The organism is Micromonospora sp. WMMA1363, from assembly GCF_030345795.1.
In the GTDB taxonomy this organism is placed as follows: Bacteria; Actinomycetota; Actinomycetes; order Mycobacteriales; family Micromonosporaceae; genus Micromonospora.
Genome location: NZ_JAUALB010000001.1, coordinates 4,281,240 through 4,305,437, shown reverse-complemented (window position 1 = coordinate 4,305,437; position 24,198 = coordinate 4,281,240). Strand labels below are relative to the sequence as shown.

Here is a 24,198-nt window from a genome sequence, read left to right as displayed (position 1 = left end):
TCGCCATGCCGGGAACACCGCCGAGCCGCTTCGTCTACCTCGGGCCCGAGGGCACCTTCGCCGAACAGGCGTTGCGTGCCATCCCCGCCGCCGAGCGGGCCAGCCGAATCCCCTCCCGCAGTGTGGGCGAGGCGCTGGAGGCCGTACGAGCCGGAGAGGCGGAGGCGGCGCTCGTGCCGCTGGAGAACTCGATCGGCGGCGCGGTCGGGGTGACCCTCGACGAGTTGGCCGAGGGGGAGCCGCTGGTGATCACCCGCGAGGTGATCCTGCCGGTGGAGTTCGTGCTCGGCGCCCGCCCCGGTACGCAGCTCGCGACGGTCCGCAGCATCGCCGCCCACCCGCAGGCGTCCACCCAGTGCCGGAACTGGCTGCACGCGCATCTGCCCGACGCCACGGTGGTAGACGTGCTCTCCAACGGCGCGGCGGCGGCCGGCGCCGCGCGCGGCGAGTACGACGCGGCGATCTGCGCCCCGATCGGCGCGGCCCGGCACCGGCTCGAGGTGCTGGCCGACAAGATCGCTGACCACCCGGACGCGGTGACCCGGTTCGCGCTGGTTACCCGGCCTGGACCACCCCCACCGCCGACCGGGGACGACGTGACCTCGCTGGCGGTGTACATCGCGCACGACCGGGTGGGAGCGCTGCTGTCCGTGCTGATGGAACTGGCCGTACGCGGGGTCAACCTGACCCGGATCGAGTCCCGCCCGACCGGTGAGGCACTCGGTCGGTACGTGTTCTTCCTCGACTGCACCGGCCACGTGGCCGACGTACGCCTCGGCGAGGCGCTGCAGGGGCTGCGCCGGGTCTGCGCGGACGTTCGCTTCCTCGGGTCGTACCCGCGGCAGCGGTGGCACGAGGCGACAGGTGACCGGCCGGTCCCAGCACCAGCGGGGCTCACCGACACCGACTACGCCGACGCCGCAGCCTGGCTCGCCCGCCTCCGCGCCGGTGACCTCGCCTGATCCACCTCACCCACCCGCGGGTCACCAGGGCTGCTGGTCGTCGTCCGCAGGTCAAGGCGATCAATGGCGCGACCAGCAGCATGAACGAGCGCCGACCGGCCCGGGATCGATGGGGATGGAATACGGTCAGCTGAGCAGGCCGCCCAGGATGCCGCCCTGCTGTTCCCGGGCGCCGCTGCCCATGACTGGCGGCTCCTCGGAGGGCTGGACGACCACGAAACCCTGGCCGGCGAAGCTCATCGTGAACGCCTCTCCCGTGCGCCGCCCGAGCAGCGTGCCCAGGCCCAACTGCTCGGCCCGGTGGTAGCCGGTCTGCAGGTTGGCCGACCAGCAGACAGCGGCCTGCGGGTCCACGTAGGTCGGGGCGTCAACGTTGAGGACGACCGGGGTGCCCTGGGTCGTGACAGCGATCCGGCCGTGGCCGGAGAAGACGCAGTTGAACAGACCGGACGACGACGCCACGCCGGCACCGCCGACCATGCGGATGTCGTACTGGAGGGTGGAGTCGAAGGCGAGCACGCTGGAGCCGTTGATCGAGAGCGCGTCACCGGGCTCCAACTCGATGATGTGCACGTCCTTGGCGAGGTCGGCCAGGAAGACATCGCCCTGACCGGTGACCTTCATCAGCGGGACGCCCTCGCCGGTGAGCTTCTGCTTGAGGAACGTGCCGAGCCCGCCGGAGCCGAGCGCCTGGAACTCAACGTGCCCCTGATAGGCGACCATCGAGCCGACCCGGGCCATCGCCTCGCCACTGAGTTCGATCTTGAGCATCTTGGAGTTCTGCAGCCGCATACCGGGCTGTGCGGACTCCCTCTCCAGGTTCTCCGAGGAGAAGAGCTCGCTGCGCATGGACGTGCCTCCTACAGTTCGCGGTGCCTTGGGCCCGACGGTAGGTCAGCGGCACAACAGCGGCCATCGGCTGACCGGAGGTTCAGCCCCAGCCCAGCTCGTGCAGGCGGTCGTCGTCGATGCCGAAGTGGTGGGCGATCTCGTGCACCACGGTGACGGCGACCTCGTCCACAACGTCGTCCTCACTGTCGCAGATACGCAGGATCGGATTGCGGTAGATGAGGATGCGGTCCGGCAGGACACCCGAGTAGTCCCAGCCCCGGCCGGTCAGCGCGTGCCCCTCATACAGGCCGAGCAGCTGCTCCCCGGGGGGCGGGTCGTCCTCGACCAGGATGACCACGTTGCTCATCAGGGCGAGCAGTTTCTCCGGCACCTCGTCCAGCGCGTCGCCGACCAGTTCCTCGAACCGTTCCTGACTCATCTCCACGGCCACACCGCCCATTCTGCCCGCGCCCCGCCGCAACTCAAGATCCCGCACGCCGAGCCGGCAGGGCACACGTCGCGGGACGAGGCCGCCGTCCGCCGCCGTGGCGGCTCTTCCCGTGCATCCGCGGCTCGTCACCCGAACCTGCGACGCGCAAACGTACGGTGTGGGCGCGGCCGGGCGGGTCGGGCGCCGCCCGCCCGACCGTCGGCTGTGTCATGATTCTGCTCAGGCCTCGGCGCCTGTCCCGACCCGCACCGACCAGCCCTGACGGGACGGGCGTTCAGCGCGGAAGGGTGTCCCGATGTCCCAGGATCTCCCCATCCCCCGGCAGGACGACCGGTCCGACGGCACCGCCGTCGTGGAGTGGGGCGGAGTGGATCAGCGGCCGTCCGGCCGGCCCCGGCGGCTGCTCGCCGGACTCGCCCGGGACCGGCACCTGCCGCTCGCTTTCGCCGGCCTCGGCGCGGCCGCCGGCCTGGCGTCCCTGATCGGGGAGTGGGTGCTGCTGACCTTCCCCAACGCCGGGCCCAGTGGCCAACAGATCCGGGTCCCCGAGGGAGTCTCGGACGTTGGTGGCTTCGGCGCCGCGTACCTGGCCGGCCTGCTCGCACTCGTCGCGGCCGTCGCACTCGCGCTACGTGGCACCGGGGTCGTCCGGCCGAACGCTCGCGTCGGCGGCCTGGCCCTGGCCGGGGCGTTGCTGACCATGCTGGCCGCCGCCGCCACGACGGTGGCCGACAGTGATCCACGCGCCGTCTACTACGGCGAGCAGGCCGGGTTGGAGATCGGGTACGGCCGCGGTCTGGTCACCGCGTTCCTGGCCTGCGTGTTCTTCGGGGCGGCGCTGCTGATCATCCCGACGGCCGCCGCACCCGACGCCGAGGCGCAGGGCGGGGAGCCGGTCCCGCCGGTCCGGCGGAGCCGCTCCCGGCGGGCCGACCCGGACGACGCCCTGCCGCCCCCCGCCGACCTCACCGTCGGGCCAGCCGTCCCGTTCGCCCGCCCGGAACCGCCGGCCTGAGCCTGGACGGGCGGCGCCAGGGCCGGGTATCCCAGGGTGGCGTCACGCACGTCGTGTCCCCGCCGGCGCCGCGTTCGGCAGCCACCGCCGCCGGCCTGCCGCTCGCCGCCGACCTGGCACCTTCGGTCACCACAGGCACGTCGTTCCCCGTTGGCACCGGATTCGTCTGATCGCCATGGTTGCGACCCGTTGCGCGAGGTACGGTTGCTGCCCGCCGTCATGCCGGGTCACACGACCGGAACGGCTGGCCGCGACGGCGGCGGGCGAAGGAGGAGCGATGACCCGCCCGGGCCTGCCCAAGCTGATCGCCACCGACTTGGACGGCACGCTCGTCCGAAGCGACGAGACCGTCTCCGCGTACACCCACGGGGTGCTCGACCGGGTGCGGGCCGCCGGCATCCCGGTGATCGGCGCGACCGGTCGCGGCCCCCGCCTGACGGAGCTGACCCGCAACGACATCCGCGCCGCGGACTTTCTGGTGATGGCCGGTGGCGGCCGGGTCGTCGACCAGAGCGATCCGGCCGGGCCGGTGGTGCTGCGCGACGAGCGCCTCTCCGGCGCCGTCCTGGCCGAGCTGTTGGCCGCGTTGGAGGCCGAGGTCGGGCCGCTGACCGTGATGGTGGAGGCGTCGGACGAGCACGACGCGCCGCTCTGGGGCGACTACCACCCAGGCTGGCCGTACCAGGACCGATTCGAGGCGCGCAGCCGCACCGAGTGTCTCTCCATCGATGTGATCAAGGCGTTCGCCCGAACCGCGGACCACCACGTCGACGAACTGCTCGAGGTGGCCCGACAGATCGTCTCGCCGCAGGTCGCGACCCTCACCCAGGCCGGGCTCGGCTTCGTGGAGATCTGCCCGCCCGGCGTCGACAAGGCGACCGGGCTCACCGTGGTGGCGGAGCGGCTCGGCGTCGACCCTGCAGAGGTGCTCGTCTTCGGCGATCAGCCCAACGACCTGCCGATGTTCTCCTGGGCCGGGTGGGCGCGGGTGGCGGTCGCCAACGCCCACCCGGCGGTCCGGGCCGCCGCTGACGAGACCACCCTGCGCAACGACGACGACGGGGTGGCGGTCTACCTCGATCGACTACTCTCCCGCTGATGGGAGAGGCACCCCGGCTGGTCGCCACGGACATCGACGGCACACTGCTCCGCGACGACTGGACGTTGAGTCCGCGTACCGCCGAGGTGCTGGCCCGGATCTCCGCGCGGGGTACGCCGGTCGTGCTGGTCACCGGCCGCCCCATCCGCTGGCTCAAGCTGGTGTACGACCAGCTGGCCGAGCCGTTGCCGGCGATCTGCGCCAACGGCGCCGTGGTCTACGACCCGGCGGCGGACGAGGTGCTCCGCGCCGACCCGCTCGCCCCCGAGCTACTCGCCGAGGTGGCCCGGCGGCTCCGTGCCGAGGTGCCCGGGGTCAGTTTCGCAGTGGAGATCGTCGACAGTCGGGAGATGCGGCACGAGACGCACTACCCGCTGCGCTGGGACGCCGACCACGGCGCGATCCGGGCGGTCGAGACCCCGGAGGAGCTACTCGCGGCGCCTGCGGTCAAGCTGTTGGCCCGCGCCGGGACGCAGGACCCGGACGCGTTCGTCGCGCTGGTCGCCGGGGCGCTGGCGGGGCTGGCGGAGGCAACACACTCGTCGTACTCGGGGCTGGTCGAGATCTCCGCGGCTGGCGTGACCAAGGCGGCCGGCCTGGCCTGGTACTGCTCCAGGCGCGAGATCGACGCCATCGGCGTGCTGGCCTTCGGCGACATGCCCAACGACGTACCGATGCTCACCTGGGCCGGCCGGGGCGTCGCGGTCGCCAACGCGCACCGCGCCGTACTGGATATCGCCGACGAGGTTACCGCTGCGAACACCGCCGACGGGGTGGCGGCGTACCTGGAGCAGGTCTTCGGGCTGGGCTGAGCGGCCGGCCCACGGCCAGCCGCTCAGCGCTCAGAGGTACTGCCCGGTGCCGTGCCCCTCTCCGTTCGACGGCTGGCCCAGGCCGGGCATCCCCGGGGCTATCCCGCCCGGCCCGCTGGGCAGCGCGTGCCGGCCGGAGCGCATCTGTTCCAGCTGCACCCGTGCCGCCATCTGCTGAGCGACCAGGGCCGCCTGGATGCCGTGGAACAGCCCCTCCAGCCAGCCCACGAGCTGCGCGTGCGCGATCCGCAGCTCACCCTCGCTGGGTGCCTTCTGCTCGGTGAACGGCAGCGAGATGCGCTCCAACTCCTCACGCAGCTCGGGGGCGAGCCCCTCCTTGAGCTCGACGATCGACCGCTCGTGGATCTCCCGCATGCGCTGCCGGCTGGCATCGTCCAGCGGCGCGGCCTTGACCTCCTCCAACAGCTGCTTGATCATGCTGCCGATCCGCATCACCTTGGCCGGCTGCTCGACCAGACGGGCCGGGTCCTCGCCCTGCCCCTCCTCGGTCTGCACCGTGCCGACCGGTCGGCCGTCGGGCCCGACCACCACCACGGTGCCGGAGTGACCGGTGCCGTCCCGGCCCGGCTCGTCGTTCTGTCCAGCGGAGTGCGCTTCGGTCATGGGACCATCTTTACCCAGCTGCGTCCGCGGATGCGCCTCGGGGAGCCACCGTCGGCGAATCGTGGCCCGCGACACGCTACCGTCGCGGACGTGCCCAGCGATCCGCGTGCCGTACTCAGCCGCCCCGCGCCGGCCCCGGAGGTCACCGTCGCCTACGGCGACCACCCGGACCAGGTCGCGGACCTGCGCCGACCGGCCGGCACCGGACCGGCCCGGCCGTTGGTGGTCGTGGTGCACGGCGGCTTCTGGCGGGCGACGTACGACCGGCGGCACACCGGACCCATGTCGAGCGCGCTCGCCGCGCTCGGCCACCCGGTGGCGCAGTTGGAGTACCGCCGGACCGGGCAGCCCGGCGGCGGCTGGCCCGGGACCCTGACCGACGTCCTGGCCGGGGTGACCGCGTTGCCGCACCTGGCGGCCGAGGCGATGCCCGGCCAGGTGACCACCGGCCCGCCGATCCTCGTCGGTCACTCGGCCGGCGGGCACCTCGCCCTGTACGCGGCGGCGACCGCACCGGCCACCGTCGCTGCGGTGCTGGCCCTGGCGCCGGTGTCGGACCTCGCCGCGGCGTACCGGCTGGGCCTGGACTCCGGTGCGGTGGCGGCGCTGCTCGGCGGCGGCCCGGCCGACGTGCCGGACCGGTACGCGGCCTGTGATCCACGAAGGCTGGTGCCCATGCGATCACGGATCGTAGTCATGCATGGCACGCTCGACCGACAGGTGCCGGTGGGGATGAGCCGGGAGTTCGTCACTGCGGCACAGGCCGCCGGGAGCGACATCCGCCTCATTGAACTGCCCTTTTGCGAACACTTCGGTCTCATTGACCCCGAGTCGGCGGCCTGGCCGGATGTTGCCACTGCGTTGCGGTCGCTGCGTGAAGATCATTAAGCATTGACGGAGCGTCGCGAAGCAGGTAGAACGCCGGAGGGCAGAACCGCCCGGTGCGCTTCTGGAGGAACCTGGTGTCGCAGATGAACCGCAGGCGAGTCGTTCAACTGCTGGCCGCCGCCGGTACGGCCGGACTCGTGGCCGGATGCGGCACCGGCGCCACCGACACCAGATCCGACCCGGAGCTGGGGCCGATCAAAATCGGGCTCGTCGCGCCGCAGGCCGGCGGCCTCAAGGCCATCGGCGAGGAAATGATCAATGGGTTCCAGCTCTTCCTCGAGCTGAACGAGGGGCGGCTGGGCGGCCACCCCACCGAGCTGCTCATCGCCGACGAGGGCGACACCGTGAAGTCCGGCAAGGCCGCCGTCGACGAGCTGCTGAAGCAGGGCGTGCTGGCCCTCACCGGGGTGGCCGGCACGGACGTCATGCTCGGCGTCCGGGACACCGTCGAACAGGCCCGGGTACCGCTGGTCGGTTCCAACGCCTCGCCGACCAGCCTGCAGAGCGTCGTCTACATCTGGCGGACGTCGTACGTACTGGACGAGGCCGCCCGGGCAATGGGCCGCTACCTGCGGAACCGCCTTTCGAGGTCGACGCGTCTGGCGATCATCATGCCGGAAGCCCCGGCCAGCCAGGACGTGCTGCGGGGCTTCCGGCAGGAGTTCGGCGCGTCCGACTCCCGGATCGAGGACCCGGTAACCTGGACCGCGAACCACACCGGCGCCCCGGGCAAGAGTGCCTACGACCAGGACATCAAGAAGGCGCTCGGCCGCAAGCCCGACGCGATCTTCTGCTTCTATCACGGCCAGCCGGCGGTCGAGTTCATCAAACAGCTACGCGGCGCCGGGTTCACCGGCCGCGTCTACGCACCCGGCTTCCTCACCGAGGGGGAGGTACTGAAAAGCTTCCGCAGCACGCCGGAGAACGCGCTGGGCATCCAGACCGCGCTGAACTACTCCGCCGACATCAACAACGCGGCGAACCGCCTCTTCGCGTCGACGTACCGCAAGAAGCACGGCATCTCGCCGACCACCTACGCCATGGCGTCGTACGATGCCGGGCAGGTGCTCGACCAGGCGATCCGGATCGCCGGCGAGACGCCCACCCCGCAACAGGTGAATCTCGCGCTCGGCAGGATCGGTCAAATCGACAGCCCGCGGGGTGCGTGGCAGTTCAACCAGCCACGCACCCCGCAGCAGAAGTGGTACCTCCGCGAGGTCCAGATGGACGGCCAGGTCCTGTCCAACGTTCTCATCACCGAGCTGGCCACGCTCGGCTGAGCGGCCCCGGGATCGCCACGGGCCGGCCTGCTCGGAGAGGCGGCCCACCCGTCGGGTGGGTTAGCGCCGTAGCTCCGCGACGCAGCACTTCACGCTGCCGCCCCCCTTCCTGAGCTCGGCAAGCTCGACCGGCACCGGCTGGTAACCGGTGGCTTTCAGCTTGCCGGCCAACCCGGTCGCCGCGCTGTTGAGGACGACGTTGCATCCGTCGCTGACCAGGTTCAGGCCGAAGGCGAGCGCGTCGGCGTCGTCGGCGAGGACCGCGTACGGAAACAGCTGGGCGAGCACCTTCTGGCTGGCGGTGGAGAAGGCTCCCGGGTAGTAGACGATGTTGGTGTCGTCGATCGAGGCGAGCGCCACGTCCAGGTGGTAGAAGCGGGGATCGACCAGGTGCAGCGAGACCACCGGACGGCTGAGCGCCTCCTGGGCCTCGGCGTGCGCGGCCGGTTCGGTGCGGAAACCGTATCCGGCGAGGACCAGGCCGCCGTGTGCCTCCGGCAGGTACGCGAAGTCGCCCTCACCCTCGTTGGTCACGGTCGGGGCGATGAACCGCCAGCCCTGCGCCTGGTAGAAGGCCCGGTGGGCGGCAGCCTCGGCGGTCCGCTGCTCGTGCTTGAACTGTGCCCCGTACACCGCGCCGTCGACGACGATCGCGCCGTTGGCCGCGAACACCATGTCGGGCAGGCCCGGCTCGGGGGGCAGCTGGTACACCTCGTGGCCGAGCCCCACCAGAGTCTCACGCAGCCGGTCCCACTGCTTGACCGCCAACCCCACGTCGACCGTGGTGGTGACGTCCATCCACGGGTTGATCGCGTACTCGACCGCGAAGTACTCAGGCGAGCACATGAGATATGTCCGCTTTCGTGGCACTCGCTGCTGGTTCACGGTGACCAAGGGTAGGTACCGTGGATCGTCGCTAACAGCCACAACCATTGCTTGCCGGAGGCGGAACGTTGCAGATCGACGCGGTAGACCAGCGAATTATTGCGCTGCTCGTCGCCGACGCCCGAGCCTCGTACGCCGACATCGGCCAACGGGTGTCGCTCTCCGCTCCGGCGGTCAAACGACGGGTCGACCGGCTCCGCGCGGCCGGTGTCATCCGGGGATTCACGGCCGTCGTCGACCCGGCCGCCGTCGGGTGGACCACCGAGGCCTTCGTGGAGCTGTTCTGCGTCGGTCGCACCACCCCCGCCCAGATCGGAGTCGCCTCGCGCCGACATCCCGAGGTGGTCGGCGCGTACACCGTGTCCGGCGAGGCAGATGCCCTCGTCCACCTGCGCGCCGCCGACATCGCCCACCTGGAGGCGGCGCTGGAACGGCTGCGGGCGGAGCCGTTCGTCACCTCGACCCGCAGCACCATCGTGCTCTCCCGGCTGGTGGAGTCCCCCGGCGTCGGTCCGTCGGCCGGCTGACCGGGCTGGCACCGGCCGGGCGCAACCGCGGGGCCTTCCCTACCGAATGCATGCACCCACGACCGAATGCGTCAACAACGGAACCCCTTGGAACCCCGGGGGGCTCGCGGGGCGTCCGAGTGGGCATGACACCGGCACGGCAGACCATCGTCGCAGGCACCCTGCTCGCCCTCACCCTGCTCGCGGGCAGCGCCGCGCTGCCCGCGGCGCCGGGAGTCGCACCACCGCCGACACCGGCCGGGCCGGTCGCTCCGGTCCGGCTGGTCTCCTTCGATTCCTGCGCCGACGCGCTGGCCGAGCTACGGGCCGCAACCGCCGCACACGTCCGCCCATGGGGCTTCGCCGACGACGAGACGACCCAGCCGGCCCGCCGTGCGATCGAGGACATGCCGCAGGCCGCCGGAGCGCCGCAGGACACCGCCGCCGCGCCGCAGCACTCCACGACCAACGTCCACGAGCGCGGCGTCGACGAGCCGGACCTGGTGAAGACCGACGGACGACGGATCGTCACGGTCACCGGCGGGGTGCTCCGCGTCGCCGACCCCGCCACGCGACGGATCACCGGTCGACTCGACCTCGCCCGCGACCACGCCGACCTCCGTTGGGCGCAGCACGATCTGCTGCTACACGGTGACCACGCGCTCGTGCTCACCGACGTGGTGACACTGCCCCGACCACGGACGCCCGTGGCCACCGATCGTCTCCCCGCCGTCGCGCCCGCCGGCACCCGGCTCGTCCTGGTCGACCTGGCCGGCGCACCCCGCGTGCTCGGGACGTACCAGGTCCAGGGCCGCACCGTCGACGCCCGCCAGACGGGCGCCACCGCACGGGTGGTGGTCCGGTCCGGCGCCCGGGTGACCTTCCCCGACCTGCCCGGCGCCGACGAGGCGGCCCGGACCACCGCCAACATGGCCGCCGTCGCCGCCGCCGGAATCGACGCGTGGCTCCCGGCATACGAGTGGACGGCCGGCCCGGAACGGCGGGCCGGACGGGTCGGCTGCGACCGACTGAGCCGCCCGGCCACCGGCACCGGCTCCTCGGTGCTGACCGTGCTCAGCTTCGACCTCACCGCAGACCGGCTCGCCGACGGTGATCCGGTCAGCGTGGCCGCCGACGCGGACACCGTTTACGGCACCGGCACGGCGCTGTACCTGGCCGGGCAGCGCATCGCACACGGCGCTCGACCGGCACGCCCCGGCCTGCGACCGACCGGCGGGCCCGTCACCGACATCTACCAGTTCGACACCGGCGTCACCGGTCGCCCCCGCTACGTGGCCGCCGGCTCGGTGCCCGGCTGGCTCGTCAACCAGTACGCCCTGTCGGAGTGGGCGGGGCACCTGCGGGCCGCCACCACCACCGGCGTCGACGAGCGCACCTCCGAGTCCGGCGTGCATGTGCTACGCCGGGAGGGCAACGCGCTGGTGCCGGTCGGCACCGTCACCGGCCTGGGCCGGGGCGAGCGGATCTGGTCGGTGCGCTACCTCGGCGGCACCGCGTACGTGGTGACCTTCCGGCAGACCGACCCGCTCTACGCTCTCGACCTCACCGACCACGCCACGCCCCGGGTGACCGGAGAGCTGAAGATCACCGGGTACTCCGCGTACCTCCACCCGATCGCCGAGGGCCGGCTGCTCGGCGTCGGTCAGGAGGCCGACCGAAGGGGGCGGGTGCAGGGCGTCCAGGTGTCGCTCTTCGACGTCCGCGACCCGGCCGGGCCGACCCGGCTGGACCGCTGGCACCTGCCCGGCGCATGGTCGTCCGCCGAACACGACCCGCACGCCTTCCTGCACGACCCGGAAACCGGGCTGGTCGCCGTTCCGGTCGACGAGGGTGTACGCCTGCTCCGGGTCTCCGCCGAGAAGATCACCGAGCTGGGCCGGGTGACCCATCCGTCGCATGCCGTAAGCCGGTCGCTGCTCGTCGACGGCGTGCTCTGGACCGTGTCGGAGGCGGGCCTGCAGGCCAACGACCCAGTCACCACACGGAGCCTCGCCTGGCTGCCCTCGGCCTGACCCTCCGCTCCCGGTGGGAGGGCCCGGTCGTCCGGGGGTCCGGGGGTTCCGGGCCCTTCCCACCGTCACAGGTACATGCCGGTGCGGTGCTCGCCCTCGTCCCGCCGGACCGGCTTGTCGCCCTCGCCGAAGAAGCGCTTCCCGCCGAACTCACCATGCAGTCGGTCGTCCAGCTCGTCCGCGAGGCCCGTCATCACCTGCACGGCGAGCATGAGGTGGGTGGCCTGGAAGTCGCGGCCGAGAACCGGGATGGAAGCCCAGACCGTGTCGTCGGCGCAGTACAGCCGGCCGATCGGCATCCGGTTCGTCAGCTCGGAGAGCTTCACATACAGCCGCTCGGTCGGCTCGACCTCGGTCAACACCGGGGAGAAGACGTCCACCAGCGGCGGGTTGTCCCGGACCCGGACGAACACCATCGCGGAGCCCGCCCGGATGTTGATGTCCCCGTCCGAGTCGACCTGGAGCCGCTCCGAGTCCGACTTGAGCATCGTGGAGACAACCGTGCGAACCCGCTCGGCCAACCCCAGCACGTCGGCGGCGGCCGGTTCGGCGGCGGCCTCCAGCGCCTCCTCCAGGTCGGCCTCGACGTCGCGGTCCACGCCGAACTCGCTGCGCGCGGTGCCCAGCGGCGGGACGTCCAGCGACCCCCCTGCGGCGTCGTGGATCAGATACACGAGGAAGGCGGGGTGCGGTGCGCCGTAGACATCCCGCAGCGTACGGGAGAACAGCGCCGTGAGCTTGGTCACCTCGCTCACGGTGGCGTCCAGACCGAACTGCTCACCGGAGCCCTCGACGACGCCGGGCGGCGACCAGCCGAGCGCCACCATGTCCGCGACGGCCGCCCGGTCCAGCCGGTACCCGGGGGGCAGGCCGGCGTTGCCCACCGCCCGCGCGACGACCTTTCCGTCGGGCCCGATGTCGATGCCGATCGAGTAGACGGCGTCGCCGGTGCCGGAGGCGGTCGGGTCGAGGGTCAGTTCGACGTGCGCCCCGGCTGGCAGCGTCCCCAGCCGCTGGGCCAGCGCGCGGGCGAACTCCCGCCACGCCTGCGTCACCTTCGCCCGCAGATCGGCCGTGGTCGGCTCGTCGAGCAGAACCGACTCGTGCTGCTCCGGCGGACTGCCGGCCGGCGTCGGGGGGTGGTCCGCCGTCATGATCGCCTCCATCCGTCAAGGTCACCCTACCCACGGCACCAGGAGCGGGAATCAGGGCCGACCGGGATCGGACAGAAGGACGTCGCTGAACGGCATGCCCCCGGGTCGCCTCGGCGTCGATGGTTGACCGGTCAGGCGGGCGGATTGTCGCCGGGGCCCTCCGCGCCCAACTCCACCGGCCAGGTCGCGGCCAGGTCGCGGAGCCGGGCCGCGGCACCGGCGAGGTCAGCTCCGCCGCCGACCGCGAGCCCCAGGAGGTACGCGGTAACGGGGGCACCGGGCCGCAGGACCTGGTGGGCCACGTCCCTCGCCAGGTCAAGCACAGTGGGCACCGGCACCTGGACAGGGTCGAGGCCGAGCTCCGCGCAGGCCGCCGTCACCCAGTCGTCCATCACACTCATCGTGCCCACTCCTCCGCCCGGCGTACGTCCTCGTCAGTGTCGCAGTCGAACCACGGCGGCGGCCCGTCCCCGCGCCACGGCACCTCCCGCACCAGCAGCCCGCGCAGCGACGCCCGCAGCGGTGCACCGGCGAGGGGTCGCTCGGTGGCCAACCGGTCCAACGCGTCGCGCAGGGCGGCGACCCGCCACGCCCCGCAGAGGGTCTGCCGCCGGCCGGTGTCGTCGACGAAGCAGGCTCCGTCCACTCCGACGTCCAGGTGATGCAGCAACACGCCGACCGCGACGCGAGTGAGCAGGGGCAGGTCGGCGGCGAGCAAGGCCACCACGGTCGCGTCCACGGGCAGCAGGGCCAGGCCGGCCGCGGTGGCGGCGACCGGACCGCCGCCGGGCGGCTCCTCCCGGGTGACCCGCACCCCGGCGGGCACGCCGGCCGCCGGGCCGACCAGGATCCGCGGATCAGCGTCGGCGACCGCGGTCAGCACCCAGTCCCGCATCGGTCGTCCGCCGACCGGGCGGGCCGGCTTGTCGAGGCCGCCCATCCGCCGGGCCGATCCGCCGGCCAGCAGCACCGCTGCGTACCCGCTCACCCGGTCACGGTAGATGACGTGTCCGCGCCGCTGGGAGGTCATTAGTACTGCAACGGCGGGTCGTAGCTTCGGGTGCTGATCATTCGTTGGTTGGTTGTGGTGGATGCGCGGGTGGTCGGGTCGTGGGATGCCGGGTTGGAGGAGTTGTTCTTCCGGTTCGCGCATCGGTTTGAGCGGGTGGAGCCGCGGCGGCGGGCATGGGCGTATGTGCGGGGGCTACTGGCACCGTTGGAGCGGCGTAACGGCTGGACCCTCGCGGAGCAGGCTGGGCATGTGTCGCCGGACGGGTTGCAGGGCATGCTGTGCAGCGCGGCGTGGGACCGGGACGCGGTCCGCGATGACGTGCGCGATTACGTGGTGGACCAGATCGGCGATGCGGCCGGGGTGCTCATCGCTGACGAGACGGGGTTCGTCAAGAAGGGCCGTGCGTCGGCGGGGGTCCAACGGCAGTATTCGGGTACGGCGGGCAAGACCGAGAACTGCCAGATCGGCACGTTCCTGTGCTACGCCACGCCGCGGGGTCGGGCGTTGATCGATCGGGAGTTGTACCTGCCGAAGTCGTGGACCGGTGATCGGGACCGGTGCCGGCGCTCGGCGATCCCGGACGCCGTCGGGTTCGCGACCAAGCCGCAGCAGGCGCAGGCCATGCTGGAGCGGGCGGTCACCGCGGGGGTGCCGTTTTCGTGGTTCACGGCCGATGAGGCCTACGGGCAGAACCCTGGCCTGCGGGGCTGGTTGGAGGATCGGGACATCGCGTACGTGATGGCCACCCGACGCGACGATCGGGTGCCCTCCGGGCTGCACACCACCACCGGTGTCGACGAGCTGATCGGCAGGGTGCGTGCGGGCGCGTGGCAACGACTGTCGTGTGGTGACGGCGCGCACGGGCCGCGCCGCTACGACTGGGCTCGGCTGCCGATCCGCCGCACCTTTGCCCACGGCCGCCGCGGCTGGGTCCTGGCCCGACGCTCGATCACGGATCCCGGCGACATCGCCTACTACGTCTGCTTCGGCCCCCGCGGCACCCGACTACGCGACCTGGTGCGGGTCGCCGGTAGCCGTTGGTCGGTGGAGGAATCGTTCCAGACCGCGAAGAACGAGGTCGGCCTGGACCAGTACCAGGTCCGCCGCTACGACGCCTGGTACGCCCACATCACCCTCGCGATGGCCGCCGCCGCGTTCCTCGTCGTCACCCGCGCCCTCGAAGCCGCAAAGGGGGCACCACCGCAAACGAGCGCAGCCAGATCCCGCTGAGCAGCAACGAAATCCGCCGCCTGTTCGCCCACCTCGTCCTGACCACCCGCCGTCGAGCCGACCACATCCTGCGCTGGTCCGACTTCCGCCGTCGCCGCCAGGAACAAGCCCGAGCCGCCCACTACCGCAAACGACTCAAACCGCCATAAGTCACGACCCGCCGTTGCAGTATTAGGCCCTTGGGCGGGGTAGCCGACTGCCGGCATTGCCGTGCCCGGACTCGATCGGACACCGCCGTGCGGCGACCTCGGGTCGACCACTCCCGACTTCCGCGAAGTGGAGTGGATCACCGTGGCCGTGCGGTGCAGGATGGTGGGATGGGACGGGCGACTGATCGGCGTGGGGTGCTGCGGATCGACCTCGACGCGGCGGACGACCGCACCTCGGTCCAGCGCCGGGACACTCTCGCCGTGGAGGAACCGTTGGAGATCCGGGTGGGCCCGGCCGGTCCCGGGCGGCGGCGCCCGCTCGCGGTCACCATGCGCACCCCCGGTGACGACCTGGACCTGGCGGTCGGCTTCCTGCTCACCGAAGGGTTGATCAGGTCTGCCGACGACGTACGCACCGCGCAGCTCTGCGCCGGGGCGGAGGCCCCCAACACGTACAACGTGGTGGACGTCGTGCTCGCGCCCGACGTACCGGAGCCAACCGTCGACCCGGCCCGTAACTTCTACACGACCAGTTCCTGCGGCGTGTGCGGCAAGGCGAGCATCGACGCCGTGCGGACCCGGTCGCGCTTCGGTGTGATCCACGATCCGCTGCGGGTGCCCGCGACGGTCCTGGCTGATCTGCCGGAACGGCTGCGGGCGGCGCAGCACGCCTTTGACCGTACCGGTGGCCTGCACGCGGCCGGGCTGTTCGGTGCGGACGGCGAACTGGTGGCCCTCCGCGAGGATGTCGGCCGGCACAACGCCGTCGACAAGGTGGTCGGCTGGGCGGTTCGGCAGCGGCGACTGCCGCTGGTCGGGCACGTGCTGCTGGTCAGTGGGCGGGCGAGCTTCGAGTTGACCCAGAAGGCGTGGATGGCCGGAATACCGCTGCTGGCGGCGGTCTCCGCGCCCAGCACGCTCGCCGCCGACCTGGCCGCCGAGGCGGGGATCACCCTGGTGGGCTTCCTGCGCGGGCGCAGGATGAACGTCTACGCCCACCCCTACCGCATCACCACCTGATCGGCGCGGCGGCGCACCTGTCCCGGCACCCGCACCGCCGGCCACCCGTCGAGGCGCGACGGAGGCACTCCACGCCGGAGCAGGTCGTCCAGGAGCAGCGCGAGCGGGTAGTCGGGATGCAGGGTGAGCACCCGTTCCAGCGCCACTGCGGCCAGTGCACCCTGGCCTGCCCGCCAGGCGGCGAACGCCAACAACGAACCGGGTGCGGCGACGAGTTCCGGCTGGGTGCGGCGCAGGACGTCGGTCCAGAGCGCGATGTCGGTGTCCCGACCGTCGGTGCGTTCCCAGGCGTGGTCTCGAACGGTCGGATCGGTCAGCAGAACGCTCAGCCAGGCCAGTTCGTCGTCGTCCAGTCGCTCGCCCCGGCGGTGCCGGCGAAGGGCGGCCCGCAGCGCCGCCCGTCCAGCCGTGCGTACCGCCCACCCACCGAGCACGTCGGCGGGAGACGCCGCGTCGACCAGGTCGGCGAACCGCTGCCCGGCCCGCTCCGCGGCCTGCCCTACGGCGACCCGATCCGGCCCCGCGACCGGCGCGACCCGCGCGACGAGAGCGGCCCGGTCGGGCAACGCGACCTGACCGGCGAGAACAGCGGCGGCGGTGATCTCACTCGACCCGGTGTCGTACGGGATGCCGTCGGGTGGGCAGCACCGCGGCTCGGCGCAGAGGTATGACCAGTACCGTCCGTCGGTGACCCGCAACGCGTCGAGCACGGGGATTCCGACGTCGGCGAGCGCCATGCGGACCACGTCGACGGCGGGGGTCACCCGGGGCGGGGGGCCGTAGCCAAGGACCGTGGCACGGTCGACGGTCTGCCGGGCGACCACCGCCGCCAGGTGACGCGCCGGATCGGCCGCCTCGACCGAGTGCCGGCCACGCTGGGCGGACTCGCGAACGTACCGGGTGCCCGGCTCGGCCGGACACTTGGCCGGTTCGGCGGGTTCGGCCTCGGGCAGGGGGCGCTCGGCGGAATCGACCGGCCGCCGCGCCGATTGGGCTGACTCCGTCAGATCCGACAGGTCGCACCGGGCGGCGAAGGTGATCCGGTTTCCGCTCATGGCCACGACGACCACGCTGTCGACGGGGTGGAATCCGAGGAGGTACGGCACAGCGGCGATCAAATCGCCCGGGGACCGGACGGAGAGTCGAGGGATGTCGGTCGAGGTCATGTCGGCAGCCTGCGCCCTGCGACCACCTCCCGTCCGCCCCTGTGGACGACACGCGGCTCATCCACAACCACTTACCGTAACCTCGCAGCTCAGGAACGTACCCGCACCGACCGCGAACGGACGTACAGAAGGATCCGCCGCGCCACGGCGGCATCTCCAGCCGTCCTCGGGTCGGGCGGGAACCCGCTACCGTCCGAAGACATGGACCTGGCGTATCTGCGGGCGCATCCGGAACACCTGCCGACCTTCTTGACCCACCAACGGGTCCGGGAAACGCCGGTCGCCGGGGGTGACATCTGCACCGCATCGCGTCTCACCCTCGACGACGGGCATTCGGTGTTCGCCAAGACCTGGCCCGAGGCGACCGGACGGCCACGACCCGAGCATCTCTTCACCACCGAGGCGACCGGGCTGCGCTGGCTGCGGGAGGCCGGTGCGGTCGCCGTACCCGAGGTGATCGTGGCGCTGCCCAATCTGCTGGCACTGGAGTGGGTCGACCCCGGTGAACCGAGCCGGGAGGCGGCCGAGCGGTTCGGTCGGGAACTGGCCGCGCTGCACCGTTCCGGCGCGCCCGCCTTCGGCGCCGAGTGGCCCGGGTTCATCGGCGCGCTGCCGGCGGCGAACACGCCGGACACGGGCCCGTGGTCGCGCTGGTTCGCCGAGCGTCGACTGGTGCCGTACCTGCGGATGTCGGTCGACAACGGCGCGTTGGGCCCGACCGAGCAGGCCCTGGTGGAGCGGGTCGCGGCCCGGCTCGAGCAACTGGGCGGCGACGAACCGCCGGCCCGGATCCACGGCGACCTCTGGCCAGGCAACCTGCTGTGGGGCGCCGACAACCGGGGGTGGCTGGTCGACCCGGCGGCGCACGGGGGCCACCGGGAGACCGACCTCGCCCAGCTCGCGCTCTTCGGCGGCGCTCCCCACCTGGACCGGATCCTCGCCGCCTACGACGAGGTCTGGCCGCTGGCCGACGGCTGGCGGGAGCGGGTCCCGCTGCACCAGCTCCATCTGGTGCTGGTGCATACCGCGCTGTTCGGTACCGCGTACCGCGATACGGTCGCCGCCACCGCCCAAGCCGCCCTGAGCGGATCCGGCCGCGCTACCGTCGACGGGTGAGTGTCGACTGGCCGACCGACGGCGTCCTCGTTGACCGGTACGGCCGCGTCGCCCGGGACCTGCGGGTCTCGCTGACCGACAAGTGCAACCTGCGTTGCACGTACTGCATGCCGGCCGAGGGTTTGCCCTGGCTGGGGGGGCCGCAGTTGCTCGACGACGACGAGGTGCTCCGGCTGATCCGGGTCGCGGTGAGCCGGCTCGGGGTGACCGAGGTGCGGTTCACCGGCGGCGAGCCGATGATCCGGCCCGGTTTGGTCGGCATCGTCACCACGGTCGCCGCCATGCGTCCCCGGCCACGGATCTCGCTGACCACCAACGGCATCGGACTGGACCGGCTGGCGCCCGCCCTGCGTGCCGGCGGGCTGGACCGGGTGAACGTCTCCCTCGACACACTGAACCGGGAGCGGTTCACCAGGCTCACCCGGCGGGACCGGCTCAAGGCCGTACTCGCCGGGCTGGCCGGCGCGACGGCGGCCGGGCTCACGCCTGTCAAGATCAACGCAGTCCTGATGCGCGGCGTCAACGACGACGAGGCTCCGGCACTGCTCCGGTTCGCCCTCGACCACGGATACGAGCTGCGGTTCATCGAACAGATGCCGATCGACGCCCAGCACGGCTGGGTCCGGTCGACCATGGTCACCGCCGACGAGATCCTCGCCACGCTGCGAGCCGCGTACGACCTGAGCCCAGACCCGGCCGAGCGCGGCCCGGCACCGGCGGAGACGTGGCTGGTCGACGGCGGCCCGTCCCGGGTGGGTGTGATCGCCAGCGTCACCCGGCCCTTCTGCGGCGATTGCGACCGCACCCGGCTCACCGCCGACGGCCAGGTCCGGAACTGCCTCTTCGCCAGCGAGGAGTCGGATCTGCGGGGCGCGTTGCGGGCCGGCGCGGACGACGACGAACTGGCCCGTCGCTGGCGCGCCGCGATGTGGGGCAAGCGGGCCGGGCACGGCATCGACGGCCCGACCTTCCGGCAACCCGCCCGGCCGATGTCCGCGATCGGAGGCTGACGTGTCCGACCTGCGACGACCGCCGGTGGACCGGCCAGCCGACCAGGCCACCGTCGGGACGCTGACCGTCCGTTACTTCGCTGGGGCGCGGGCCGCCGCCGGCCGGCCCGAGGAGCCCGCCTCCGCCGGTCGCTCGTTGGACGAACTCCTGACCGAGCTTGCGGACCGGCACGGCGAGCAGCTCGCCACGGTGCTGCGGGTGGCGAGTTTCCTGGTCGACGGGGTGACCTGTCATGATCGTCGGGCACCGCTGCCGGCGGGCGCCACGATCGACGTCCTACCGCCCTTCGCGGGCGGCTGAGGGGGCTCAACACCTTGTTGGCAGTTCTCGGCTTCGTCGCCACCCTGGCGCTGGTCACCGGCCTGATCCATTTGTACCTGTGGAGGCGGTTGGTACGTGACACCACCGCACCGGGACGGTGGCGACGGGTCGGCTCGGTCACCATGCTGGTACTCGCGCTGCTCGTCCCCGCCACCATGGTGGGGACCCGGGCCGGGGCGTACTGGCTCGCCTGGCCGGGCTACCTCTGGCTCGCGGTCATGTTCTATCTGCTGGTCCTGCTGGTGGCGTTGGAGATTCCGATGCTGGTGGCCCGGCTGGCGCTGCGCGGTCGGATCGCCGCCGTGGAACCCGCGGCCGCCGAGTCCGAGCCGGTCCTCGTGGGAGCCGCCGGTCCAGCCGACCCGCCAGCCGAGGCCGCCGTCGGCCAGCCCGACCACGACCCCACCCGCCGGCTGCTGCTCGCCCGCGGGGCGGCGATCTTCGCCGGCCTCACCGCCACCGGCCTGACCGGATACGGCGTCCACACCGCCTTCGGCCCACCGCGGCTGGACCGGGTGCGGATTCCGCTCGCCAGGCTGCCTCGGAGCATGGACGGACTGCGCATCGCCACGGTCTCCGACATCCACCTCGGCCCGCTGCGCGGTCGGGCGCACACCGAGCGGATCGTCGCCGCCATCAACCGACTGGACGCCGACGTCGTCGCGGTCGTCGGCGACCTGGTCGACGGTTCGGTCGCCGAGCTGGGCGAGGCGGCGGCGCCGCTGCGCGGCTTGCGCTCGCGGTACGGCAGCTACTTCGTGACGGGCAACCACGAGTACTACTCCGGCGTCGAGGAGTGGGTCGCCGAGGTGGACCGGCTCGGCCTGCGGGTCCTCCAGAACCAGCGGGTGGAGATCGCGACCCGGGGCGGCGTCCTCGACCTGGCCGGGGTCAACGACGCCGAGGCCGACGGCACCGGGGTGGCGGCACCCCCGGACTACGCGGCGGCGCTCGGCGACCGTGACCCGAGCCGCCCGGTGGTGCTCCTCGCGCACCAGCCGGTCGCGGCTTTCGAGGCCGCGAAGCACGGCGTCGACCTGCAACTGTCCGGCCACACCCACGGCGGCCAGATGGTGCCGTTCAACTACCTGGTCCGACTCCAGCAGCCGGTGGTCTCCGGCCTCGGCGAGATCGACGGCACCAAGGTGTATGTGACCAACGGCGCCGGGTTCTGGGGTCCCCCGGTCCGGGTCGGCGCCGAGCCACAGATCAGCCTCGTCGAGCTGCGCTCGGCATAGCGCAGCTCACCCCCGAGCGTGGCGGCGGGCGCACGACGTGGCCGGCGTGGCAGGATGCAGCGTGCCTCCGATCAGCACCGCGCCCCCCGGTGGCCCCTCGCCCTTCGTCGCGGACCTGCACATTCACTCGAAGTACTCGCGCGCGTGCAGCCGGGACCTCACGCTGCCGAATCTCGTCTGGTGGGCCCGGCGCAAGGGCATCGCCATACTCGGCACCGGTGACTTCACCCATCCGGCCTGGCACGACCATCTCCGGGAGACCCTGCACCCGGCGGAGCCCGGCCTGCACCGGCTGAGTCCGGAGGCCGAACGGGATATCGCCCGCCGGCTGCCGCCCCGGCTTTCCAGCGAGGCGGAGACCAGCCCGGTCCGGTTCATGCTCAGCGTCGAGATCTCCACGATCTACAAGCGCGACGACCGGACGCGCAAGGTGCACCACCTTGTCTACCTGCCGGACCTCGACGCGGTGGCCCGGTTCAACGGCGCGCTCGGACGGATCGGCAACCTCGGCTCGGACGGCCGGCCGATCCTCGGTCTCGACTCCCGGGACCTGCTGGAGATCACGCTGGAGGCGAGCCCGGACGGGTACCTGGTGCCGGCCCACATCTGGACGCCCTGGTTCTCCGCGCTCGGCTCCAAGTCCGGTTTCGACGCCATCGCCGACTGTTACGCCGACCTGGCCGAGCACGTCTTCGCGGTGGAGACCGGGCTCTCCTCCGACCCGGAGATGAACTGGCGGGTCGGCAGCCTCGACCGCTACCGACTGGTGTCGAATTCCGACGCGCACTCCCCGCCAGCGCTCGCCCGCGAGGCCACGGTCTTCACGTCAGGCCGGGACTACTTCGCCATCCGAGAGGCGCTCCGCACCGGTGACGGGCTGGCCGGGACGATCGAGTTCTTTCCCGAGGAGGGGAAGTACCACGCGGACGGCCACCGGCTCTGCGGGGTCAACTGGTCGCCGGAGCGGACCCGGGCGGCCGGCGGGCGCTGCCCGGAGTGTGGCAAGCCGCTGACCGTCGGCGTCCTCAGCCGGGTCGAGGAACTGGCCGACCGTCCCGCGGGACACCGGCCGGCGGACGCCCCCGAGGCCACCCACCTGGTGCCACTGACCGAGATCCTCGGCGAGCTCAACCGGGTGGGCGCCCGGTCGAAGCGGGTCGAGGGTCGGCTCAACGAGTTGGTCGCGGCGCTCGGCCCGGAGCTGGAGATCCTCACCCGAACACCGCTGGACGAGATCGGTCGGGTCGGTGGCGAGCTACTCGCCGAGGGCATCGGCCGACTGCGCCGGGGCGAGGTCCGTCGGGTGCCCGGCTACGACGGTGAGTACGGTGTCATCACCCTCTTCGACCCGGCCGAGTTGAGTGGCGGGGGCACCCCGGCGACACAGGAGACGCTGTTCGACGTGCCGGTGCCGACGCAGCGGCGGGCCGCGGAGCCGGCACCGAAGCCGAAGGTCCGGCGGCCCGCGCCGAAGCCGGAGCCGATGCGCGCGGCGCCGCCGATCGCGCCACCACCCTCGCCGCACGAGCCGTTCGAGCCGATGCTGTCCGGGATGGAGGAGGTCGGTAGCGGCCTGCTCGACCGACTGGACGCGATGCAGCGGGTGGCCGCCTCCGCGCCGGGCGGGCCACTGCTGATCGTGGCCGGTCCCGGCACCGGTAAGACCCGCACGCTGACCCACCGGATCGCGTACCTGTGCGCGGAGCTGAATGTCTTCCCCGAGCGCTGTTTGGCGATCACGTTCACCCGGCGGGCCGCCGAGGAGCTGCGGCACCGCCTGGACGGCCTGCTCGGGCCCGTCGCCGAGGACGTGACGGTCGGTACCTTCCACTCGGTGGGCCTCCAGATTCTGCGAGAGAACGCCGGGGCCGCCGGCCTGCCGGCGGACTTTCGGATCGCCGACGACGCGGATCGGGCTGCGGCTCGGGTGGAGGCCGGCGACGACCAGGGCGCGTACCTGGCGCTGCTGCGCAAGCAGGACCTCGTCGACCTGGATGAGCTGCTCACTCTCCCACTGACGTTGCTGCGGGCGGACCGGAAGCTGGCACAGTCGTACCGTGATCGATGGCAGTGGATATTCGTCGACGAGTACCAGGACGTCGACGAGGTGCAGTACGAGCTGCTGCGGCTGCTCAGCCCGGCCGACGGCAACCTCTGCGCGATCGGTGACCCGGACCAGGCGATCTACTCCTTCCGGGGTGCCGACGTCGGATACTTCCTGCGCTTCTCCCAGGACTTCACCGACGCCCGGCTGGTGCGGCTGAACCGCAACTACCGCTCATCGGCACCGATCCTCGCCGCCGCCGTGCAGGCGATCGCACCGTCGTCGCTGGTCCGGGGCCGCCGGCTGGACCCGGCCCGGCTCGACCCGGAGGCCCCGCTGGTCGGGCGGTACGCCGCCACCTCCGTCGCGGACGAGGCCGACTTCGTCGTCCGGATGGTGGACGAGTTGGTCGGTGGGCTCTCCCACCGTTCCCTGGACTCGGGGCGGATCGACGGGCGGGCGACCACGCTGTCCTTCTCCGACATCGCCGTGCTCTACCGGACCGACTCGCAGGCCGCAGCCATCGTGGACGCCCTGTCCAGGGCCAACATCCCGGTGCAGAAGCGCTCGCACGACCGGCTGCGCGACCGGCCCGGGGTTGCCGCCGTCGCCCACGAGCTACGGCATGCGAGCGGTCTCGGGGGCGGCCTGCCGGCCCGGATCCAGCTCGCCGGCCAGGTGGTCGCCGAGCGGTTCGCCACGCCCACCCTGGACGGCTCGGGCACGGTCCGCCCGGAGGACGTCCGGGTGGCGGTCGACCTGCTCGCCCCGCTGGCCCGGCGCTGCGGTGACGATCTCGAACTGTTCCTCTCCCATCTCGCCACGGGCGCCGAGGTGGATGCCCTCGACCCGCGCGCCGAGGCGGTCACGCTGCTCACACTGCACGCGGCCAAGGGGCTGGAGTTCCCGGTCGTCTTCCTGGTCGGCGCCGAGGATGGGCTACTACCGTTGCGCTGGCCCGGGACGGAGATCGACGAGGAGGCGGTCGCCGAGGAGCGGCGGCTCTTCTTCGTCGGCCTGACCAGGGCCCAGGACCGTCTCTTCGTCAGCCACGCCGCCCGGCGGGTGCGGCAGGGCGCGGAGTGGAACTGTCGTCCGTCGCCGTTCCTCGACGCGATCGACCCGTGCCTTCTCGAGCGTCTCGGCGAGACGGAACCCCGACGCCCCAGGGATCGCCAACTCCGACTGATCTGACCGAACGCGGGAAGACCCTTGTCGACGAGGAGTCCCTTCCCGGCATCCCCACCGCCGGTGGTGACCGGTAGGCGTCGGGTCGGGCGTTCGCTGGTCGAGCCCCACCGCACATGCACCAGCAGCAGCGCCGTCCAGACCAGAGCGAGCACGGCACGCA

At 72.2% G+C, this 24,198-nt stretch carries 23 protein-coding genes; 15 read left to right on the top strand and 8 right to left on the bottom strand.

What is annotated here, in order from left to right; translation table 11 throughout:
* The first annotated feature begins 5 nt into the window (after window positions 1-5).
* Window positions 6-962, top strand: coding sequence for a prephenate dehydratase (gene pheA, locus QTQ03_RS20035; RefSeq protein ID WP_289279384.1), 957 nt, complete (start codon window positions 6-8; stop codon window positions 960-962).
* A gap of 126 nt (window positions 963-1,088) precedes the next feature.
* On the opposite strand, the gene QTQ03_RS20030 is transcribed toward pheA, so the two are convergent.
* Together QTQ03_RS20030 and QTQ03_RS20025 are read right to left on the bottom strand one after the other, a co-directional pair.
* Complete coding sequence (locus QTQ03_RS20030) at window positions 1,089-1,811, bottom strand: AIM24 family protein (protein ID WP_289279383.1); 723 nt, start codon at window positions 1,809-1,811, stop codon at window positions 1,089-1,091.
* A gap of 82 nt (window positions 1,812-1,893) precedes the next feature.
* Window positions 1,894-2,238 carry a metallopeptidase family protein gene (locus tag QTQ03_RS20025; protein ID WP_289280910.1) on the bottom strand — a complete coding sequence of 115 codons (345 nt, stop codon included), beginning with the start codon at window positions 2,236-2,238 and terminating at the stop codon, window positions 1,894-1,896.
* Between the two features lie 301 nt (window positions 2,239-2,539).
* Between QTQ03_RS20025 and QTQ03_RS20020 the strand changes: the two genes are divergently transcribed.
* The 3 genes from QTQ03_RS20020 (at window position 2,540) to QTQ03_RS20010 (ending at window position 5,170) form a co-directional block, all read left to right on the top strand.
* Window positions 2,540-3,259 carry a hypothetical protein gene (locus tag QTQ03_RS20020; RefSeq protein WP_289279382.1) on the top strand — a complete coding sequence of 240 codons (720 nt, stop codon included), beginning with the start codon at window positions 2,540-2,542 and terminating at the stop codon, window positions 3,257-3,259.
* Between the two features lie 277 nt (window positions 3,260-3,536).
* Window positions 3,537-4,358, top strand: coding sequence for an HAD family hydrolase (locus tag QTQ03_RS20015; RefSeq protein WP_289279381.1), 822 nt, complete (start codon window positions 3,537-3,539; stop codon window positions 4,356-4,358).
* Window positions 4,358-5,170: an HAD family hydrolase gene (locus QTQ03_RS20010; RefSeq protein ID WP_289279380.1), complete on the top strand. Its 813-nt coding sequence runs from the start codon at window positions 4,358-4,360 to the stop codon at window positions 5,168-5,170. The genes QTQ03_RS20015 and QTQ03_RS20010 overlap by 1 nt, the downstream gene beginning before the upstream one ends.
* Window positions 5,171-5,200: 30 nt before the next feature.
* Here the strand turns inward: QTQ03_RS20010 and QTQ03_RS20005 are convergent, their stop codons facing one another.
* Window positions 5,201-5,794: a bacterial proteasome activator family protein gene (locus QTQ03_RS20005; protein WP_289279379.1), complete on the bottom strand. Its 594-nt coding sequence runs from the start codon at window positions 5,792-5,794 to the stop codon at window positions 5,201-5,203.
* A gap of 90 nt (window positions 5,795-5,884) precedes the next feature.
* On the opposite strand from QTQ03_RS20005, the gene QTQ03_RS20000 reads away from it, so the two are divergent.
* On the top strand, window positions 5,885-6,682 hold the full coding sequence (locus QTQ03_RS20000) for an alpha/beta hydrolase family protein (RefSeq protein WP_289279378.1): 798 nt from the start codon (window positions 5,885-5,887) through the stop codon (window positions 6,680-6,682).
* A gap of 74 nt (window positions 6,683-6,756) precedes the next feature.
* The gene (locus tag QTQ03_RS19995; protein ID WP_289279377.1) at window positions 6,757-7,962 is read left to right on the top strand and encodes an ABC transporter substrate-binding protein; all 1,206 of its coding nucleotides are present in this window, start codon (window positions 6,757-6,759) and stop codon (window positions 7,960-7,962) included.
* A gap of 60 nt (window positions 7,963-8,022) precedes the next feature.
* Here QTQ03_RS19995 and ddaH read toward each other — a convergent pair whose 3' ends face one another.
* Window positions 8,023-8,856, bottom strand: a complete 834-nt coding sequence (ddaH, locus tag QTQ03_RS19990; protein ID WP_353890602.1) for a dimethylargininase — start codon at window positions 8,854-8,856, stop codon at window positions 8,023-8,025.
* Window positions 8,857-8,915: 59 nt separating this feature from the next.
* Here ddaH and QTQ03_RS19985 point away from each other — a divergent pair, with 59 nt between their 5' ends.
* A complete protein-coding gene (locus QTQ03_RS19985) occupies window positions 8,916-9,374 on the top strand; it encodes an Lrp/AsnC family transcriptional regulator (protein WP_289279376.1) in 459 nt (152 codons plus the stop codon).
* 125 nt (window positions 9,375-9,499) lie between these two features.
* Complete coding sequence (locus QTQ03_RS19980) at window positions 9,500-11,386, top strand: beta-propeller domain-containing protein (protein WP_289279375.1); 1,887 nt, start codon at window positions 9,500-9,502, stop codon at window positions 11,384-11,386.
* A gap of 65 nt (window positions 11,387-11,451) precedes the next feature.
* Here QTQ03_RS19980 and QTQ03_RS19975 read toward each other — a convergent pair whose 3' ends face one another.
* The 3 genes from QTQ03_RS19975 to mobA all read right to left on the bottom strand — a co-directional run bounded on the left by QTQ03_RS19975 (window position 11,452) and on the right by mobA (window position 13,570).
* On the bottom strand, window positions 11,452-12,540 hold the full coding sequence (locus QTQ03_RS19975) for a T3SS (YopN, CesT) and YbjN peptide-binding chaperone 1 (RefSeq protein WP_289279374.1): 1,089 nt from the start codon (window positions 12,538-12,540) through the stop codon (window positions 11,452-11,454).
* 131 nt (window positions 12,541-12,671) lie between these two features.
* Window positions 12,672-12,941, bottom strand: a complete 270-nt coding sequence (locus QTQ03_RS19970; RefSeq protein WP_289279373.1) for a DUF6457 domain-containing protein — start codon at window positions 12,939-12,941, stop codon at window positions 12,672-12,674.
* The gene (mobA, locus tag QTQ03_RS19965) at window positions 12,938-13,570 is read right to left on the bottom strand and encodes a molybdenum cofactor guanylyltransferase (protein WP_289279372.1); all 633 of its coding nucleotides are present in this window, start codon (window positions 13,568-13,570) and stop codon (window positions 12,938-12,940) included. Before mobA ends, QTQ03_RS19970 begins: the two co-directional genes overlap by 4 nt.
* A 69-nt stretch (window positions 13,571-13,639) precedes the next feature.
* Between mobA and QTQ03_RS19960 the strand changes: the two genes are divergently transcribed.
* Window positions 13,640-14,782, top strand: a complete 1,143-nt coding sequence (locus QTQ03_RS19960; RefSeq protein ID WP_289279559.1) for an IS701 family transposase — start codon at window positions 13,640-13,642, stop codon at window positions 14,780-14,782.
* Window positions 14,783-15,099: 317 nt separating this feature from the next.
* Entirely contained in the window at window positions 15,100-15,951 is an 852-nt protein-coding gene (gene fdhD / locus QTQ03_RS19955; protein WP_289279371.1) for a formate dehydrogenase accessory sulfurtransferase FdhD, read from the top strand.
* Here fdhD and QTQ03_RS19950 read toward each other — a convergent pair.
* Window positions 15,933-17,117 carry a DUF4192 domain-containing protein gene (locus QTQ03_RS19950; protein ID WP_289279370.1) on the bottom strand — a complete coding sequence of 395 codons (1,185 nt, stop codon included), beginning with the start codon at window positions 17,115-17,117 and terminating at the stop codon, window positions 15,933-15,935. The two genes, fdhD and QTQ03_RS19950, sit on opposite strands and share 19 nt — an antisense overlap.
* A gap of 201 nt (window positions 17,118-17,318) precedes the next feature.
* Here QTQ03_RS19950 and QTQ03_RS19945 point away from each other — a divergent pair, with 201 nt between their 5' ends.
* From QTQ03_RS19945 to QTQ03_RS19925, 5 genes are all read left to right on the top strand, one after another.
* Window positions 17,319-18,233, top strand: a complete 915-nt coding sequence (locus QTQ03_RS19945) for a fructosamine kinase family protein (RefSeq protein ID WP_289279369.1) — start codon at window positions 17,319-17,321, stop codon at window positions 18,231-18,233.
* On the top strand, window positions 18,230-19,243 hold the full coding sequence (gene moaA / locus QTQ03_RS19940) for a GTP 3',8-cyclase MoaA (RefSeq protein ID WP_289279368.1): 1,014 nt from the start codon (window positions 18,230-18,232) through the stop codon (window positions 19,241-19,243). The genes QTQ03_RS19945 and moaA overlap by 4 nt, the downstream gene beginning before the upstream one ends.
* A 1-nt stretch (window position 19,244) precedes the next feature.
* Complete coding sequence (locus QTQ03_RS19935; protein WP_289279367.1) at window positions 19,245-19,544, top strand: MoaD/ThiS family protein; 300 nt, start codon at window positions 19,245-19,247, stop codon at window positions 19,542-19,544.
* Window positions 19,545-19,558: 14 nt separating this feature from the next.
* Window positions 19,559-20,803 (top strand): metallophosphoesterase, encoded by a 1,245-nt coding sequence (locus QTQ03_RS19930; protein WP_289279366.1) that lies wholly within the window; start codon window positions 19,559-19,561, stop codon window positions 20,801-20,803.
* Between the two features lie 61 nt (window positions 20,804-20,864).
* Entirely contained in the window at window positions 20,865-24,041 is a 3,177-nt protein-coding gene (locus QTQ03_RS19925; protein WP_289279365.1) for a UvrD-helicase domain-containing protein, read from the top strand.
* The last annotated feature ends 157 nt before the right edge of the window (window positions 24,042-24,198 follow it).